The organism is Arthrobacter burdickii, assembly GCF_030433645.1.
Taxonomy (GTDB): Bacteria; Actinomycetota; Actinomycetes; order Actinomycetales; family Micrococcaceae; genus Arthrobacter_D; species Arthrobacter_D burdickii.
The window spans coordinates 2,244,036-2,260,151 of record NZ_JAROCG010000001.1; the positions used below are offsets into that span (position 1 = coordinate 2,244,036).

Here is a 16,116-nt window from a genome sequence, read left to right on the forward strand (position 1 = left end):
TACGGTAGGCATCATGACCGAGACCTCGCAGCGCCCCGCTGTCAGCGACCTGAGTGAGGGCGAGCTCCTCGCCCGGATCTTCCCGCTGCTCGGCCCGGCCACCGGCACGGTGGTCGGCCCGGGTGATGATGCCGCGGTGCTGGCCGACCACGGCGGGCCGGTCGTGGTGTCCGTGGACACCCTCGTCGAGGACCACGACTTCCGGCTGGTCCGGGTCAACGGTTTCCGGACCAGCGGCTACGACGTCGGCTGGAAGTCCGCTGCCCAGAACCTGAGCGACATCAACGCGATGGGCGGCACGGCGACCGCCCTGGTGGTGAGCCTGACCCTTCCGCCACAGACACCCGTGGACTGGGTCGAGGACTGCGCGCGCGGACTCACCGCCGCCATTCGTGGACTCGGTGCCACCGGATGCTCCGTCGTCGGCGGCGACCTCGGGGGTGGCGGACAGCTCGTGATCACCGCGGCGGTCACGGGAACGCTCGACGGCCGGGCCCCGGTCCTGCGCTCCGGAGCGCGGGCCGGTCATACCGTCGCCGTGGCCGGAACGCTGGGACGCGCCGCAGCGGGCCTGGCCATCCTGGAGGACGGCCGCCCCGTCGAGGACTTCGGCTCGCCGGGGGAGGAGCTCGTCGCCGCCCAGCTGCGTCCCTACCCGCCGCTGGCTGCCGGTCCTGCGGCCGCGGCTGCTGGCGCGAGCGCGATGCTTGACATCTCCGACGGCCTGGTCCGTGACGCCGGCCGGATCGCGACCGCGAGCGGGGTCCGGCTCGACCTCGACCCCTCCCTCCTGCGCCGGTACGCCGATCCGCTGCTCCCGGCCGCCCATCTGCTGGGCGTCGACCCGATGGTCTGGGTGCTCGGCGGCGGCGAGGACCACGGGCTCCTCGCCACCTTCCCGCAGGACGCCCTGCTGCCACCCGGGTTCACTGCGGTAGGCTCGGTAGTGCCGGGCACGCCGCAGGTGACACTGGCGTCACAGGCGACTGCCCTCGGGGGATGGGATCACTTTGCAGACTAAAATCACCGCGAACGCAGTTGCGATGAAGCGCTGGTTGAGCAAGGCCGAAGAGTCCCTCGGCAACCACAGTGACCGCCTCAATGCCATCAACATCTTCCCCGTGGCCGACGGCGACACCGGCACCAACCTCTACCAGACCGTCCGATCCGCGGCGCATGCAGCCCACGAGGCCGAGACCTCGGACCTCGGGGAGCTGCTCGCCATCGCGGGCAGGGCCGCCATGGAGGATGCCCGCGGCAACTCCGGCACCCTCTTCGCCGTCTTCCTCGCGGCGTTCGCCGAGCCGCTGCACGGGGCCACCCGCCTGACGTGCACGCTCCTGGCGTCCGCGCTGCATCGCGCGCAGATCCGCAGCTGGTCGGCGCTCAGCGATCCCGTGCCCGGCACCATGCTCTCGGTCCTGGAGTCGAGCGCGCGGGGTGCCGCCGAGGCTGCGTCAGGACACGCGGGCGATGACAGCAACCACGCGCTCGCGCTGGCCCTGAGGGGCTGTGTGCAGCACGCGCTGCTGGCGGTCGTGCGTACCGAGAGCCAGCTCGGTCCGCTCACCCGCGCGGAGGTGGTCGATGCCGGCGGCGTCGGTTTCCTGCTGGTCCTCGATGCGCTCCGCGCGGCCGCGCTCGGCGAGGAGCTGCAGGACGAGCTGCTCGACGGGCTCCACGGCTACGACATCCAGGCACCGCACATCCACGACGGCGGCGACGCCGAGGGTGTGGAGGTCATGTGCACGATCAACCTGAGCCCGCTGGATGCCGCGACGCTCCGCCTGCACCTCGACGAGCTGGGCGATTCGGTCATCATGAGTGCCGTGACGGCGGTGGAGGAGGGCTACCGCTGGCGCGTCCACGTGCACGTCCCGGACCCCGGTCCTGCCCTCGCCCTCATCCACGCTGCAGGCACGCCCGTCAACATCTCGGTGACGCAGCTCGCCGCCCCCGCCGTAGGAGCCGAGGCCGGTGACTCCTGACGCGGCGCGGTCGGCGACCGCATCGGAGCTCGACGCACCGCTCGACCGGCACCTCGGGCCGGTCGCCAAGCAGCTCGCGAAGCATTTCGGTATCACCACCGTGGGCCAGCTGCTCAACCACTTCCCCCGCACCTACCTGAAGCGGGGAGAGCTGACGCCCATCGCGGACGTCCCGGTGGACGAGGAGGTGACGCTGATCGCGCGCGTGCAGTCCGCCGCGTCGCGGAGGATGCACACGCGCAAGGGGATGCTGCTCGAGGTGGTGATCACCGACGACGCCGACGGCCGGCTCGGCGGGATGAACCTGACGTTCTTCAACGGATTCGCTGCCGCCCGTGACTTGAAGCCTGGTGTCCGTGCCATGTTCTCGGGCAAGGTGACGGTGTACCGCGGGAGGCTCTCACTCACCAATCCGCGGTACGCCCTCCTCGACGAGGGCGACGACCCCGAGGACGTCCACCGGCCCATCCCGGTCTACCCGGCGGTGGAGAAGCTCGGCAGCGACCAGATCGCGACCGCGGTCGGGATCATCCTCAACACGCTGCGGCTCTCGGACTTCGACGATCCCGTCCCGGCGTCGATCGCCCGGCGCGACAAGCTCCTGAGCCTCGCCTCGGCCTACGAACTCGTGCACCGGCCGCTGCAGGTCGAGGACGCCTACCGCGCCCAGCACCGCTTCCGGTACCAGGAGGCGTTCGTCCTGCAGGCTGCCCTCGCGCGGCGCCGCGCGCTCGCGGCCCGGGAGGAAGCGACGGCACGGCCGCCGCACGGCGGAGGCCTGCTCGACCAGTTCGATGCGCGGCTGCCCTTCACCCTCACGCAGGGCCAGCTCGACGTCGGCCGGACACTCGCGGAGGACCTTGCCCGCGACCACCCGATGAACCGGCTGCTGCAGGGGGAGGTCGGCTCGGGCAAGACCCTCGTGGCGCTGCGGGCCATGCTGCAGGTCATCGATGCCGGCGGGCAGGCGGCGCTCCTGGCGCCCACCGAGGTCCTGGCCGCCCAGCACCTCCAGTCCATCACCAGGACGCTCGGCCCGCTCGCCGAGGGCGGGATGCTGGGCGGTGCCACGGACGGCACGCGCGTGGTCCTGCTGACGGGTTCGATGTCCGCCGCGCAGCGCAAGAAGTCGCTCCTCGACGCGGCGTCGGGTGAGGCGGGCATCGTCATCGGCACCCATGCCCTCCTGTCCGACAACGTGGAGTTCTTCGACCTCGGCCTGATCGTCGTGGACGAGCAGCACCGCTTCGGCGTGGAGCAGCGGGACTCCCTGCGCACCAAGGCCCGCACGTCCCCGCACGTCCTGGTCATGACGGCGACACCCATCCCGCGAACCGTCGCCATGACGGTGTTCGGCGACCTCGAGACCTCGACGCTGTCGGAACTGCCCGCCGGCCGTTCCCCCATCGCCACCCACGAGGTGGGCCTCACCGAACATCCCGCCTGGATGGACCGGGTCTGGTCGCGGGCGCGTGAGGAGATCGCCGCCGGCCGGCAGGTGTACGTGGTGTGCCCCAAGATCGGCGACGACGGGAAGACGGAGGAGGACGCGCCCGAGGCGCTCTACGGGGAGCCCGCGCCGGAGCGGAAGCCCGGCGGGCAGCAGGAGCTCACGAGTGTCGTGGGACTCGTCGAGTCCCTGGGCGGGATCCCGCAGCTCCAGGGCGTCACGAGCGGCATGCTGCACGGCCGCATGGACCCGCAGGAGAAGGCGGACGTGATGGCGCGCTTCGCGGACGGCAGCGTGCAGTTGCTGATCGCGACGACCGTGATCGAAGTGGGCGTCGACGTGCCGAACGCGACGCTCATGGTCATCATGGACGCGGACCGCTTCGGTATCTCCCAGCTCCACCAGCTGAGGGGCCGGATCGGCCGTGGCGGCCACGCGGGCACCTGCCTGCTCGTCACGAAACTGGAACCCGGGCACCCGAGCCGCGAGCGGCTGTCCGCCGTGGCGTCCACGACCGACGGATTCGAGCTGTCACAGAAGGACCTCGAGCTGCGGCGGGAGGGGAACATCCTCGGGGCCTCGCAGTCCGGCGGCCGCTCGGCGCTGCGCTTCCTGAGGATCACCCAGCACGGCAAGGTCATCGAGAAGGCGCGGGCCGATGCGCAGGAGATCGTCGCCGGTGATCCCGACCTGCACGACAACCCGGGGCTCTCGCTCGCGATCGACCTCTACCTGAACCCCGAGAAGGAAGCGTTCCTCGAGAAGGGATAGGGAACGAGCGCTTCCGCACCTGCGGGAGTAGCATCCTTCTCATGACGCAGATACGGGTGGGCGATGCGGCGCGGTTCCTCGGCGTCAGCGACGACACCGTCCGCCGCTGGATCGACGGCGGCATCCTCGGGAGCACGAAGGACTCCTCCGGCAAGGTCGTGGTCGATGCGCTGGAACTCGCGCGGCTCGCCCGGCGGAACGCCGTCCTGCCCGGCGATCCGTCGGACATCGGGCGGTCCGCGCGGAACCGGTTCGTCGGTATCGTCACCGACATCATCACGGATACCGTGATGGCGCAGGTCGAGCTCCAGTGCGGGCCGCACCGGGTGGTGTCCCTGATGAGCAGTGAGGCCGTCCGCGACCTCGGGCTCGCCGAGGGGTCCGTCGCGATCGCGGTCGTCAAGGCCACCACCGTCATCGTCGAGACCCCGGGCGGGAGGGCGTGAAGACGCGGCCGTCCCGCTTCCGGCTCCTGGCACTCGCCGCGCCCGCCGTCGTCGTGCTGGCCGCCGGCTGCGGGAGCGGCGCTCCTGCGGACGGACGCCCCGAGCGGACCGGCGAGGCTGTCGACGGCGCCATCACCGTCTTCGCGGCGGCGTCCCTCACGGCGCCCTTCACCGACCTGGCTGCGCGGTTCGAGGAGGCTCACCCCGGCGCGGACGTCACGCTCACCTTCGCGGGGTCGTCCGACCTCGCCACGCAGATCACCGAGGGCGCACCCGCCGACGTCTTCGCCTCCGCCGACACGAGGAACCTGGATCGGGTCGCCGGCGCGGAGCTGCTCGCCGCAGACGCGGTCCCGTTCGCCACCAATACCCTCGAACTCGCCGTCCCGTCTGACAATCCCGCCGGGATCTCGTCCCTCGCGGACGCCGCCCGGCCCGGCGTGAAGACGGTCGTCTGCGCCCAGCAGGTCCCCTGCGGTGCAGCGACGGCGCAGGTCGAGGAGGCCGCGGACGTCGACCTGACGCCGGTCAGCGAGGAGTCGTCCGTCACCGATGTCCTGGGGAAGGTGGTCTCCGGAGAGGCGGACGCAGGCCTCGTCTACGTCACGGACGTCCGGGCGGCGGGAGACGCGGTCCTCGGCATCCCCCTTCCCGAGGCAGCCGGTGGAACGACCACCTACCCCATCGCGGCGCTCGCCGGGAGGAAGGACACAGCCACCGCGCAGGCATTCGTCGACTACGTGCTCGGGGCGGACGGGCGGGCAGTGCTCGGGGCGGCTGGTTTCGGTGCGCCCTGAACCGGCCCGCCATCGACTCCACCCGCCGGCCGCCGGCAGCGAGGACGTGCGGTGAGCGGCGCGAGCCTGCCCCGCTGGGTGGTGGCGATCGCCGTCGTGGGCGGCCTGTTCGTCGTCCTGCCGCTGGTGGCTCTGGCCCTGCGGGTCGACTGGCCCCGCTTCGTCCCCCTCGTCACGTCGGACAGCGCGCAGGCGGCGCTCCTGCTCAGTTTGAGGACCTCCCTCACGGCGGCGTTCCTCTGTGTCGTGGTCGGCGTGCCCATGGCCCTCGTCCTCGCCCGGACCTCGTTCCGGGGACAGCGGCTCGTCCGGTCGCTCGTGCTCCTGCCGCTGGTGCTCCCGCCGGTGGTCGGCGGTATCGCCCTGCTCTACACCTTCGGGCGGCGCGGACTGCTCGGCAGCAGCCTCCACGCGCTGGGCATCGACATCGCCTTCTCGACGACGGCGGTCGTGATGTCGCAGTCCTTCGTGGCGCTACCCTTCCTCGTCCTCAGCCTCGAAGGGGCACTGCGCTCGGCCGGCACCCGCTACGAGGCCGTCGGGGCGACCCTCGGAGCGGGACGCTGGACGGTCCTCCGGCGGATCACACTGCCCCTCGTACTGCCGTCGCTCGTGTCGGGAACGGTGCTTTCCTTCGCCCGGGCGCTGGGCGAGTTCGGGGCCACACTGACCTTCGCGGGCAGCCTCGAAGGCACCACGAGGACGCTCCCGCTGGAGGTCTACCTGCAGCGGGAGACGGATCCGGACGCCGCCGTCGCCCTCTCGCTCATCCTCGTCGCAGTGGCCATCGCCGTCGTCGGCGTCGCACACCGGGTCCGGCCGCTCGGGGGCAGCGCGATGCCGTCGATCCGGCCGGCGAACGACCGCGATCCGGTCCGCTGATGGGCTTCACCTTCACGGCGACCCTCCCGGAACGGGGCTTCGACGTGTCGTTCGAGTTGGCCCCGGGGGAGACGCTCGCCGTCCTCGGCCCGAACGGGGCGGGGAAGTCGACCCTGCTCGACCTGGTGGCGGGGCTCCTGGCTCCGGCAGCAGGCCGGGCGGAACTGGACGGCACGCTCCTCTTCGACGTCGGGGCCGGCCGGCGCGTCCTGACCCAGCCACGCCACCGCGGTGTCGCGCTCCTGGCGCAGGAAGCGCTGCTGTTCCCCCACCTCACGGTGCTGGAGAACGTCGCGTTCGGGCCACGGAGCCGCGGGCAGCACAGGTCTGCAGCCCGGTCGACGGCGCGGCACTGGCTCGAACGCGTCGGCGTGGACGACCTCGCCTCCCGCAGGCCCGCCCACCTGTCGGGCGGGCAGGCGCAGCGCGTCGCCGTCGCCCGGGCGCTGGCCGCCGACCCGTCGCTGCTGCTGCTCGACGAACCGCTCGCGGCACTGGACGTCAGCGTCGCCCCGGCCCTCCGCACCCTCCTGCGGGAGGTCCTGGCCGAACGGCCGACCATTCTCGTGACGCACGACCCGCTCGACGCCTTCCTGCTCGCGGACCGGGTGCTCATCCTCGAGGGCGGCAGGATCGTCGAGTCGGGCGCCACGGGAGACGTCCTGACACGCCCCGTGACGAGTTTCGGCGCACGCCTCGCCGGCCTGAACCTCGTGCCGGGGCGGCGGACGACGGGGGGATTCCGGGCGGACAACGGACTGGACGTACCGCTGGAGCACGAAGCGCCGGTCGGAGCGCGCCTCGCCCTCGCCGTACGCCCGGTCAGTGTCGGAGTGTCCCGGACAGCGGAGGACGGGCCGGGGTGGAGCTGGATCGGAGCGGAGGTCGACGACATCGAACACCGCGGCGACCTCGTGCGGGTGCATGCTGCGGGGCTTGCCGCCGACGTCGCCCCGGCGGCCGCCGTCGGGCTCGGAATCGCCCCCGGTGTGCGGATCTTCCTCGGCGTCCGTCCTGCGGATGCAACCGTCTATCCCGTGGACGAGACCGGTCTGCGAAGTCCCGCGGGCGGACGATAGAGTCGATGGCATGACCCGAATCATCGCCGGAGCCGCGGGCGGCTCGACCCTCACCAGCGTCGAGGGAAACGGGACGCGGCCCACGTCCGACCGCGTGAAGGAGGCCCTGTTCTCGAGCCTGGAATCCTACGGAGTGATCCACGGAGCGCACGTCCTGGACCTCTATGCCGGGTCCGGCTCGCTCGGGGTGGAGAGTGCGAGCCGCGGTGCGGCCTCCGTGGACCTCGTCGAGTCCGCCGACCGGGCGGCCGCCGTCGCCCAGCGCAACGCGGACCTGGTGAACCGCGTGCTGGGCTGGACAGCCGTCCGCGTGCACCGGACGAAGGTCGAGACGTACCTCGAGCGCGTGGCGCCGGAGCTGACCTGGGACCTCGTCCTGATGGACCCGCCCTACAGCGTCCGCGAGGACGGGGTGCTCGCCGTCCTCGCGGCCCTGCGGACACGGCTGTCGGAAGGCGCCGTCGTCGTGGTCGAGCGATCCGCGAGGACGCCGGAACCGGAATGGCCCGCGTGGCTCGAACGCTTCTCGGACAAGAAGTACGGCGAGACGCGCCTGTGGTTCCTGGAGCCCGCCGTCGACTGACCCGCTCCGGCCCCTGCCGGGTAGGGCCAGGGGCGCGGTGCCGGTCCGCCTGCCGGCACCGCGCTGGGAGTCCGCCGTACCCGGAAGGTTATGCCCTGCGCCGCGTCCGGAGCAGTGCGGTTACGCCGGCGGCCAGTCCGAGCAGGCCCGCGACGAGACCTACCCACGCGAGTGCCGACGGGGATCCTGCCGTCGCCGAGGCCTGCTCGGCGTCGATGGCCTCCGGGGCCTCGGTGGCCTCCGGGCCTCCGTGGGATGCGTCGCCCTCGACCGCTGCGGTGGTGACGAAGGACGGCGCCGGCTTCTCGGGCTCCTCCTCGCCCTCGGTCTCCTGGTTCCACTCGACGACCTCACCATCGGTGTAGGACTGGGCGGTCGGGAGCAGCACCGTGGAGCCTGCCTCGGGCAGGGGTCCCACGGAGATCGAGAAGGTCTGGTATTCCTGCTGCGAGATCTCCGAGCCCGGCTCCGCGGTCCATACGACGGACAGGGGAGCTTCGGTGAGCGTTGCGCCGTCGGTCGTCGTGACCGGCTCGGGCAGGGCGCCGGAGACGACCTCCGCCGTCCAGCCCTCGACGGGCTTGACGCGGACCGAGGTGAAGGGCTGACCGGTGGGAAGCTGCACCTCGAGCTTGTTGGTCGCTGCGGTCTCGGACTCGCTGGGCACGCTGAAGGTGAGCTGGGAATAGCCGTTCTCGGTCGTGGACGTAGGTGCGACCGAGACGTGGGCGCTTGCGGCACCGAGGCCGAGGGCCATCAGACCGGCGGTGGTGAGGACGACGCCGGTGAAGGCGCGCTGGGGGTAGGACGAGGTCATGGAACTGCCTTTCGGGAATGCGCTGCGGCCCGCGAGGGCGGACGGCAGCAGGGAACGGGGAATCGGCATCAGGGCAGGACCGCCGGCCGACCCGCGGTCTGGGAAGGCAGGGTCAGGCGGGCTGCGGTCCGCGGAGCGGGGGACCCCGCAGCGTAGGGACCGAGGCGTGGACGGACAGCGGCGGAACGGGCGGTGGTACGTCGAGGACCGGGCGGCGCGTGGGAGCCGGGGAAGCGACGGCGGGAAGGGTCAGGAGGGGCAGGAGCCAGGCGCGGAGCAGGGCGGCGGCCTCGTCACTCCGCGAGGTGGCGAGGGCCAGGAGGACCGTTGCCATCGCATGCAGGAGGACCATGACGGGGGCGTCGGCCGCCGCCGGGCCCATGGCGTCCCGCGTCACGGGCGAGCAGGCGAGTTCGAACGCGGCATGGTGGCCGGGTAGCGCGGAGGAGCTCTCGCACACCGCGGGGACGGCCGTCATCGTGAAGAGGGTGTGCAGCAGGGCCTGGCCGGTGCCCATGGCCAGCAGTGACGAGCGGAGGGAGAGCGTGCGCCGGCCGAGCAGCGTCATCGGCACGAGGAGGAGCACGCCGAACAGGAGCAGGACCCCGGGAGCGGGCAGATGGCCCTCCGCGAGGACGTGCGACGCGGACGAGACCGACAGGACCAGCGAGACGAGGACCAGGGACCGGACATAGGGAAGGCATGCCATCGCTGTCTCCTCCCCGTTCCGTCCTGCGGTCCTGCGAGCCCGGCGTCGGCAGGCTACGTCCTCAGGGTACCGCCGCACGGCCGGAACCCGCGTGCAGGTGGTTCGGGTCCGGCGGCCCCGCGGATGGGAGGGGGAGGTACCCGGGACGTTCCGGATGAACGGGATGACGAATGCGCCGAGGAGGAATGAGCCGACGGTCGAGAACTGGTGCCTGCTGGTGGAGCCATCCTTGGGCAAGTAGCCCGCGTGGCGGCGCGGCGTGCCTTTCACCCCGGGCGGTTCAGGTGTTCAGGCGGCGAAGCGGTGGCTGCCGTGCGGCCGGGGAAAGCGGGAGGGGCAGCTGGGCAGGACCTCCGGCACGATCAGGAAGCAGGTGCCCAGGTCCTCGTTGAGGAGGGGGTGCGCGGTGGATCCCGGGGTGCCGAGGAGGGGGTGCGCGGTGGATCCCGGGGTGCCGAGGAGGGGGTGCGCGGTGGATCCCGTGATACCGAGACGTTCGAGGGCGTCGACGCCCCCGAGGTCGATGTGCTGAGCGCTGCTCACATCGATCACGACGTTCGGCTCCTGCAGAAAGCGGAAGCTGCGCCGGACGATGGGCAGGAGTGCCCGGCAGTTCTGCTCGGTGAGGCAGCCGCGTACATCCATGCGTGCCCAGTGGAGATCGATGTCCAGACGGACGGTGACTCGCAGTTTGTGATCCATGGTCCAGGTTCCCCGATGACGCGAAGGTCTTCGATGCCCGGCTGCTCAAGCTCTTTCAGGCTAGAAGAAGCAGGGGAACCGAGGCGAGCAGTAATCCGGCTTGACAAGGGCGGAGCCATCGCCCCTGTGCCGCGGATCTCCCGCCGTGCCTGCCGTTCGAGCTACTCCGCGCGTTCAGGCCCGGAGGCCTGCGGGAGGTCCGGCTTGGAGTCCTGCGGGAGGTCCTGCTCGAAGGCCTCGCGTTCCCGGCCCACGAGAACGGCCGCCGGGTGCGGCCCTGCGGCGAGGAGCGCCGGCGTCCATGCGTCCGGCCAGCCCGCGGGGCGGGCGGCGATGATGACGTTGCCGGGATGCGCGCCGCCGACCATGCCGGCCTCGGTCAGTACGGCGGTCCCTGCCGTGAGCGCGGACAGCTGCCGGCTCTGTGCGCGGGCGAAGGCGAGCGGCGGGTCGTCCCCGACGTTCACCAGGACGACTCCGTCCTCCGCGCAGACCCTCAGCAGGTGGGCCGCGAAATCCGCGCCGGTCAGGTGGGCCGGTGCGTCGGCTCCGGCGAAGATGTCGAGCACGACGGCGTCGAACGCCGCGTCCGGCTGCTCGAGGACCGCGTCCGCGGCGTCGGCGACGACGACCTCGCACACCGTGCCGTCCGGGAGCGGCATGGCGTCGAGGACGAAGTCGATCAGGTCTGCCTCCAGGTCGACCGCCACCTGCGCGGACCCCGGACGGGTCGCCTGGACGTACCGGACGAGGGTCAGGGCGCCGGCTCCGAGGTGCAGGATCCGCAGGGGAGCGGTGGGGGGCGACACCAGGTCGATGACCCGCGCGATGCGCTGGAGGTATTCATAGAACACCCGGTCGGGGTGGCGCATGTCGACGTGGGACTGCTGCGCCCCACCGATGCTGAGGATCAGTGCCCCGTCGATGTAGGCATCCTCGTCGATCTCCGCGTAGGCAGCGGCGCCGGGCAGCCAGCGGGTGGGGACGTCGAAGTCGCCGTCGGACTCCGGCTCCTGGGACGGGCTCACACGCGCTCCCGCAGCGTGGCGAGGCGGCGGGCGCCCTCCTCGATCACGTCGAACTTCTTGCAGAAGGCGAACCGGAGCATGGAGCGCGTGTGCTCGGCGCCCTCCTCGTGGCAGAACACCGCCACCGGGATGGCCGCGACCCCGACCAGGGACGGCAGGCGTCGCGCGAGGTCGGTCGCGTCGTCGATGCCCAGGGGGGCGGCATCGACCACGGTGAAGAACGTGCCCTGCGGCTCGAAGACGTCGAAGCCGGCGGCCCGGAGGCCCTCACCCAGGAGGTCCCGTTTCTTCCGCAGCGTCGCTGCGGTGGAGGAGAAGTACTCGTCGGGCAGCCCCAGGCCCAGGGCGACGGCACCCTGGAACGGCGTCCCCGAGGTGTACGTCAGGAAGGTCTTGACGGTGCGGACCTTCGCCACCAGCTCGGCCGGGCCGCTGAGCCAGCCGACCTTCCAGCCGGTCACCGAGAACGTCTTGCCCGCGGAGGAGATGGTCAGGGTGCGCTCGGCGGCCCGCGGCAGGGATGCGATCGGCAGGTGCCTGCTCCCGAACGTCAGGTGCTCGTACACCTCGTCCGTCACGATGATGGCCCCGTAGCGCTCCGCCAGCTGCACGATGAGCTCGAGGGCCGGTCGGGTGAAGACGCTGCCCGTCGGGTTGTGCGGATTGTTGACGACGACGACCCGGGTGCGCTCGCTGAAGGCGGCCTCCAGCCCGGCGGCATCGGGCTGGAAATCCGGAGCCCTCAGGGGCGCGGTGGTGTGCGTGGCACCCGAGAGCCCGATCACGGCACCGTAGGAGTCGTAGAAGGGCTCGAAGGTGAGCACCTCGTCACCCGGACCCGCGAAAGCGAGGATCGCGGCCGCAATCGACTCGGTGGCCCCCGTGCTGACGATGACCTCGCTCTGCGGATCGACGTGCAGCCCGTAGAAACGCTCCTGGTGCTCGGCGATCGCATGGCGCAGGACGGCGAGCCCCTGCCCGGGGGCGTACTGGTTGGCACCCTCGGCGATCGCGGTGCGGGCAGCCTCGAGGATCTCCTGCGGCCCGTCCTCGTCCGGGAAACCCTGCCCGAGGTTGATCGCCGCATGCTGCTGCGCGAGGGCCGTCACCTCCTCGAAGATCGTGATGCCGAGCCCGCCATCGCTGCCGAGCAGGTTCGCGCCACGCGCCGCTCGTGCCCACGGTGCCGTGCCGCTGGCCGGGGTGATGGTCGTGCGCGCTTCCGTCGTCATGACACCAGTATCGCCGCTCCTGCCGGCCGGAGGGGGACAGGGCGCCCCTCGTCCCGCGCTCCCTCCCGGCGCTCCTTCCGCATGTCCTGTTCCCACCGTGCCCGCCCGACTGGGTAGCGTGGGGGCATGAGTCGCGCCGTCTGCCCAGGATCCTTCGACCCCCTCCACAACGGACACGTCGAGATCATCAGCCGGGCCGCCCGCCTGTTCGACGAGGTGATCGTCGCGGTGTCTACCAACTATGCGAAGAAGTACCGGTTCCCCCTGGGCGAGCGCATCGCGTTCTGCACGGGCAGTCTCTCGCACCTCGACGGGGTCACTGTGCTCCCGATGGGGTCCGGCCTCCTGGCCGACTTCTGCAGGGAGCACGGTGCGACGGCGCTCGTGAAGGGACTGAGGTCCGGGCTCGATTTCGACTACGAACTCCCCATGGCCACGATGAACCGCCACCTCGCCGACGTCGAGACCGTCTTCCTGCCGACGGGAAGCGAGTTCGCGCACGTCTCCTCGACGCTCCTGAAAGAGGTTGCCTTCCTGGGCGGCGATGTGCAGCCGTTCGTTCCGGAAGCGGTCTTCCGCCGCCTGGTGCCGTCCGGCGACGCCCCGAGCACGGCAGGGAGTGCCGGGGATCGGCCCGGGGGAGCGTGACCCCCCCCTACTGCCGGTTTTGGGACTGCCCGCCTCATCAGGCTAAGATGGTACGTCGGTCATATGTTCTACAGGAGTCACCATTAAAAGCGATCTCAGTTCGCCTTTGACTTTCAGTGTCAAGGATCTCGGACGCAGTCCGGGAAGCATGCGGACAGTTGAAGAACATGTACCGGCACCGAAGGACTTCGGCGTCGCACTGATCGGTGTGCAGGAAGGTTCCGAGATGGAACTGGACCTGCGGTTCGAATCGGTGCACGAGGGGATCCTGGTGTCGGGAACGGCAAACGTCGAGGTAACCGGCGAGTGCGGCCGTTGCCTGGAGCCACTGCGGTTCGACCGCGACGTGGACATCCAGGAACTCTTCTTCTACAGCGACTCCCAGTCGCTGTCGGTGGAAGAGGACGAAGAACAGTACAGGGTGGAGAACGATTCGGTCGATCTGGAACCCGTGCTGAGGGATGCGGTGGTTACGTCGCTGCCATTCCAGCCGGTGTGCCGGGAGGATTGCAAGGGTCTGTGCTCCGAATGCGGAGCCCGGCTCAACGACGATCCGGACCACCACCATGAAGTTTTGGATCCTCGCTGGTCAGCCCTTGCCGGGCTGGCAGGCACCGCCGCTGAGAATGACGCGGCAACCAAGTCAGAGTCAGACGAGAGAGAAGAGAGTTAGCCGTGGCTGTCCCGAAGCGGAAGATGTCCCGCGCGAATACCCGTGCACGCCGGTCCCAGTGGAAGGCAACCGCCCCCAAGCTGGTCAAGACCATCGAGAACGGCCGCGTCACCTACAGCCTCGCCCACCAGGCCAAGGTTGTCACCGACTCAGCCGGTACCCCGCTGTTCCTTGAGTACAAGGGCCGCAAGGTAGCCGACGTCTAACAACGGACCGCAGCCTGCCGCACGCCTGGTGCTGGGGCAGGCATCCGTCCGATGCTGGATCAGCTGATGCGGTTGTGAAGAATACAGCAGAACTCACGAAGCGTCTCGGTGTCGATATCGACACCGAGACGCTTCGTCTTGCCCTGACGCACCGGTCCTACGCCTACGAACAGGGCGGGATCCCCACGAACGAGCGCCTGGAGTTCCTCGGTGACTCCGTGCTCGGCCTGTCGGTGACGGACGCGTTGTACCGGGACAATCCCGGCCTCTCCGAGGGTGAACTCGCGAAGCGGCGTTCCGCCGTCGTCAGCACCAAGGCGCTGGCGGGGGTGGCCCGTTCCCTCGATCTCGGCAACTACGTGCTGCTCGGCCAGGGGGAGAAGCTCACCAATGGCCGCGACAAGGCCTCCATTCTCGCGGACACCATGGAAGCCGTCATCGGCGCGGCATACCTGAGTCACGGGATCGAGACCGCTCGCGCGATGGTCATGCGGCTCATCGGTCCGCTCCTGCGGGACTCAGCGGTCCTCGGGGAGGGTACCGACTGGAAGACCCGTATCCAGGAGACCGCCGCCGCCCGTCGCCTGGGGCTGATCGACTACCAGGTCGACGGGACCGGCCCCGACCACGCCCGAACGTTCACGGCGCGCCTGGTGATCGGCGGCGTCGACTACGGATCCGGCTGCGGGCACTCCAAGAAGGAAGCGGAGCAGGCGGCGGCGGCCGAGTCGTGGAGGCTCCTCGCCGAGGCACCTGGCGCGGATGCCGGGCCCGAAGCGGCCGGCGGTTCCTCCGCGGACAGGGCCTGAGTGCCTGAACTCCCCGAGGTCGAGGTGGTGCGCCGAGGCCTGGCGCGCTGGGTGACCGGGCGTACGGTCGAGGACGTCGACGTGCTCGACGCGCGATCGCTTCGACGACACGTCCACGGGGTCGAGGATTTTCGCGGCAACGTCACGGGCGCCCGCGTGACCGACGTCGTCCGTCGCGGGAAGTTCCTCTGGATGATCCTCGAGGATCCGGACGGCCCCCGCAGCGCTCTCGCAGCCGCTCCTTCCACCGCCCTCATGGCCCACCTCGGGATGAGCGGGCAGCTGCTCATCGAGGAGCCCGACGCCCCGCTGGAGAAGCACCTGAAGGTGCGGCTGAGACTGTCCGCAGCAAGCGATGCCGACGGTACGCCGCTTCCGGCGGACCTGCGCTTCGTGGACCAGCGGATCTTCGGCGGCATGTTCGTGACGGACCTCGAGCCGACGACGGATGGCCGGCCGGGCGGACTCGGGGGCGGAAGCCTCCCGCTCATTCCCCGGCAGGCCGCGCACATCGCCCGTGATCCCCTCGACCCGGCGTTCTCCGCGGAGTCCTTCCACCGCCGGCTCCGGGAGCGGAAGACCAGCCTCAAGCGTGCGCTCCTCGACCAGGGGCTCATCTCGGGCATCGGGAACATCTACGCCGACGAGGCCTTGTGGGCGGCGAGGATGCACTACGCGCGTCCCACCGACACCCTCCGCCGGCCGGACACCCTCCGCATCGTCGAGGCGGTCACGACCGTCATGCGGCGGGCACTGGAGGCCGGCGGCACCAGTTTCGACTCGCTGTACGTCAACGTCAACGGTGCGTCCGGCTACTTCGCACGCGACCTGGAAGCCTACGGGCGTGCCGGGCAGCCCTGCCGCCGGTGCCTGTCGGAGGGCCGGACGACCCTCATGCGACGGGAGGCATTCATGAACCGGTCGTCCTTCCTCTGCCTCTTCTGCCAGCCCAGACCGCGCAACGCGCGAGCCTAGCCGAGGCTCCGAAACCCCGTCGCGATGCGGGGTTCGTGACCCAAACGTGACAAGACGCGATCGACCGCGTACGGTTAAGCCCGCGCCCGGTCCACCACGGACGGGCGCCCATCCTCGCACTGCCTAACCCTGTCGATGAGGATGGACCGTTCGCTCAACACGTTCGACAGGGGCGGGGGAACCAATAGCGGACTCACTTGTGAGTCCTTGGGGTTAAGACGCGCGTAGACCAGCACCGGGGGCGGTGGTCTGCGAGAAACACGTCCGGATGTCCCATCCGAACCCGACAGCTAACTTCGTAGGCATTGGGAAAGGCAACAG

Annotated in this window: 18 protein-coding genes and 1 riboswitch; of the genes, 13 read left to right on the forward strand and 5 right to left on the reverse strand. The window is 70.6% G+C overall.

All coding sequences use genetic code 11. The annotated features are described in order from the left end of the window. Window positions 1–13: 13 nt before the first annotated feature. From thiL to rsmD, 8 genes are read left to right on the forward strand one after another with little or no spacing between them, the layout of a single operon-like run. The gene (gene thiL, locus P5G52_RS10410; protein WP_301227125.1) at window positions 14–1,021 is read left to right on the forward strand and encodes a thiamine-phosphate kinase; all 1,008 of its coding nucleotides are present in this window, start codon (window positions 14–16) and stop codon (window positions 1,019–1,021) included. 22 nt (window positions 1,022–1,043) lie between these two features. Further along, window positions 1,044–1,988, forward strand: coding sequence for a DAK2 domain-containing protein (locus P5G52_RS10415; protein ID WP_301227127.1), 945 nt, complete (start codon window positions 1,044–1,046; stop codon window positions 1,986–1,988). After that, window positions 1,978–4,209, forward strand: a complete 2,232-nt coding sequence (locus tag P5G52_RS10420; RefSeq protein ID WP_301227129.1) for an ATP-dependent DNA helicase RecG — start codon at window positions 1,978–1,980, stop codon at window positions 4,207–4,209. Before P5G52_RS10415 ends, P5G52_RS10420 begins: the two co-directional genes overlap by 11 nt. Before the next feature lie 41 nt (window positions 4,210–4,250). Then, window positions 4,251–4,655: a TOBE domain-containing protein gene (locus P5G52_RS10425; protein WP_301227131.1), complete on the forward strand. Its 405-nt coding sequence runs from the start codon at window positions 4,251–4,253 to the stop codon at window positions 4,653–4,655. Next, a complete protein-coding gene (gene modA, locus P5G52_RS10430; protein WP_301227133.1) occupies window positions 4,652–5,452 on the forward strand; it encodes a molybdate ABC transporter substrate-binding protein in 801 nt (266 codons plus the stop codon). The genes P5G52_RS10425 and modA overlap by 4 nt, the downstream gene beginning before the upstream one ends. 51 nt (window positions 5,453–5,503) lie before the next feature. Further along, window positions 5,504–6,334, forward strand: coding sequence for an ABC transporter permease (locus P5G52_RS10435; protein WP_301227135.1), 831 nt, complete (start codon window positions 5,504–5,506; stop codon window positions 6,332–6,334). Further along, entirely contained in the window at window positions 6,334–7,413 is a 1,080-nt protein-coding gene (locus P5G52_RS10440; RefSeq protein ID WP_301227137.1) for a sulfate/molybdate ABC transporter ATP-binding protein, read from the forward strand. Before P5G52_RS10435 ends, P5G52_RS10440 begins: the two co-directional genes overlap by 1 nt. Window positions 7,414–7,423: 10 nt before the next feature. Continuing rightward, the gene (gene rsmD / locus P5G52_RS10445) at window positions 7,424–7,996 is read left to right on the forward strand and encodes a 16S rRNA (guanine(966)-N(2))-methyltransferase RsmD (protein WP_301227139.1); all 573 of its coding nucleotides are present in this window, start codon (window positions 7,424–7,426) and stop codon (window positions 7,994–7,996) included. An 88-nt stretch (window positions 7,997–8,084) separates the two neighbouring features. Here rsmD and P5G52_RS10450 read toward each other — a convergent pair whose 3' ends face one another. The 5 genes from P5G52_RS10450 to P5G52_RS10470 all read right to left on the reverse strand — a co-directional run bounded on the left by P5G52_RS10450 (window position 8,085) and on the right by P5G52_RS10470 (window position 12,484). Then, the gene (locus tag P5G52_RS10450; RefSeq protein ID WP_301227141.1) at window positions 8,085–8,813 is read right to left on the reverse strand and encodes a YcnI family copper-binding membrane protein; all 729 of its coding nucleotides are present in this window, start codon (window positions 8,811–8,813) and stop codon (window positions 8,085–8,087) included. A gap of 112 nt (window positions 8,814–8,925) precedes the next feature. Beyond that, window positions 8,926–9,522, reverse strand: coding sequence for a hypothetical protein (locus P5G52_RS10455; protein ID WP_301227143.1), 597 nt, complete (start codon window positions 9,520–9,522; stop codon window positions 8,926–8,928). A 288-nt stretch (window positions 9,523–9,810) separates the two neighbouring features. Next, on the reverse strand, window positions 9,811–10,224 hold the full coding sequence (locus P5G52_RS10460) for a hypothetical protein (protein WP_301227145.1): 414 nt from the start codon (window positions 10,222–10,224) through the stop codon (window positions 9,811–9,813). 161 nt (window positions 10,225–10,385) lie between these two features. Continuing rightward, window positions 10,386–11,252, reverse strand: coding sequence for a spermidine synthase (locus tag P5G52_RS10465; protein WP_301227147.1), 867 nt, complete (start codon window positions 11,250–11,252; stop codon window positions 10,386–10,388). Then, window positions 11,249–12,484, reverse strand: coding sequence for an aminotransferase class I/II-fold pyridoxal phosphate-dependent enzyme (locus P5G52_RS10470; protein WP_301227149.1), 1,236 nt, complete (start codon window positions 12,482–12,484; stop codon window positions 11,249–11,251). The genes P5G52_RS10465 and P5G52_RS10470 overlap by 4 nt, the downstream gene beginning before the upstream one ends. A 126-nt stretch (window positions 12,485–12,610) precedes the next feature. On the opposite strand from P5G52_RS10470, the gene coaD reads away from it, so the two are divergent. The 5 genes from coaD to mutM all read left to right on the forward strand — a co-directional run bounded on the left by coaD (window position 12,611) and on the right by mutM (window position 15,795). Next, on the forward strand, window positions 12,611–13,132 hold the full coding sequence (coaD, locus tag P5G52_RS10475; protein ID WP_301227151.1) for a pantetheine-phosphate adenylyltransferase: 522 nt from the start codon (window positions 12,611–12,613) through the stop codon (window positions 13,130–13,132). Between the two features lie 106 nt (window positions 13,133–13,238). After that, window positions 13,239–13,805: a YceD family protein gene (locus P5G52_RS10480; protein WP_301227153.1), complete on the forward strand. Its 567-nt coding sequence runs from the start codon at window positions 13,239–13,241 to the stop codon at window positions 13,803–13,805. Between the two features lie 2 nt (window positions 13,806–13,807). Beyond that, on the forward strand, window positions 13,808–14,011 hold the full coding sequence (rpmF, locus tag P5G52_RS10485; protein ID WP_087076034.1) for a 50S ribosomal protein L32: 204 nt from the start codon (window positions 13,808–13,810) through the stop codon (window positions 14,009–14,011). Between the two features lie 74 nt (window positions 14,012–14,085). Further along, window positions 14,086–14,820: a ribonuclease III gene (rnc, locus tag P5G52_RS10490; protein WP_301227156.1), complete on the forward strand. Its 735-nt coding sequence runs from the start codon at window positions 14,086–14,088 to the stop codon at window positions 14,818–14,820. Continuing rightward, window positions 14,821–15,795, forward strand: a complete 975-nt coding sequence (gene mutM / locus P5G52_RS10495; RefSeq protein ID WP_301227158.1) for a bifunctional DNA-formamidopyrimidine glycosylase/DNA-(apurinic or apyrimidinic site) lyase — start codon at window positions 14,821–14,823, stop codon at window positions 15,793–15,795. 141 nt (window positions 15,796–15,936) lie between these two features. Next, a riboswitch (cyclic di-AMP (ydaO/yuaA leader) is annotated at window positions 15,937–16,115 on the forward strand. Window position 16,116 lies beyond the last annotated feature (1 nt).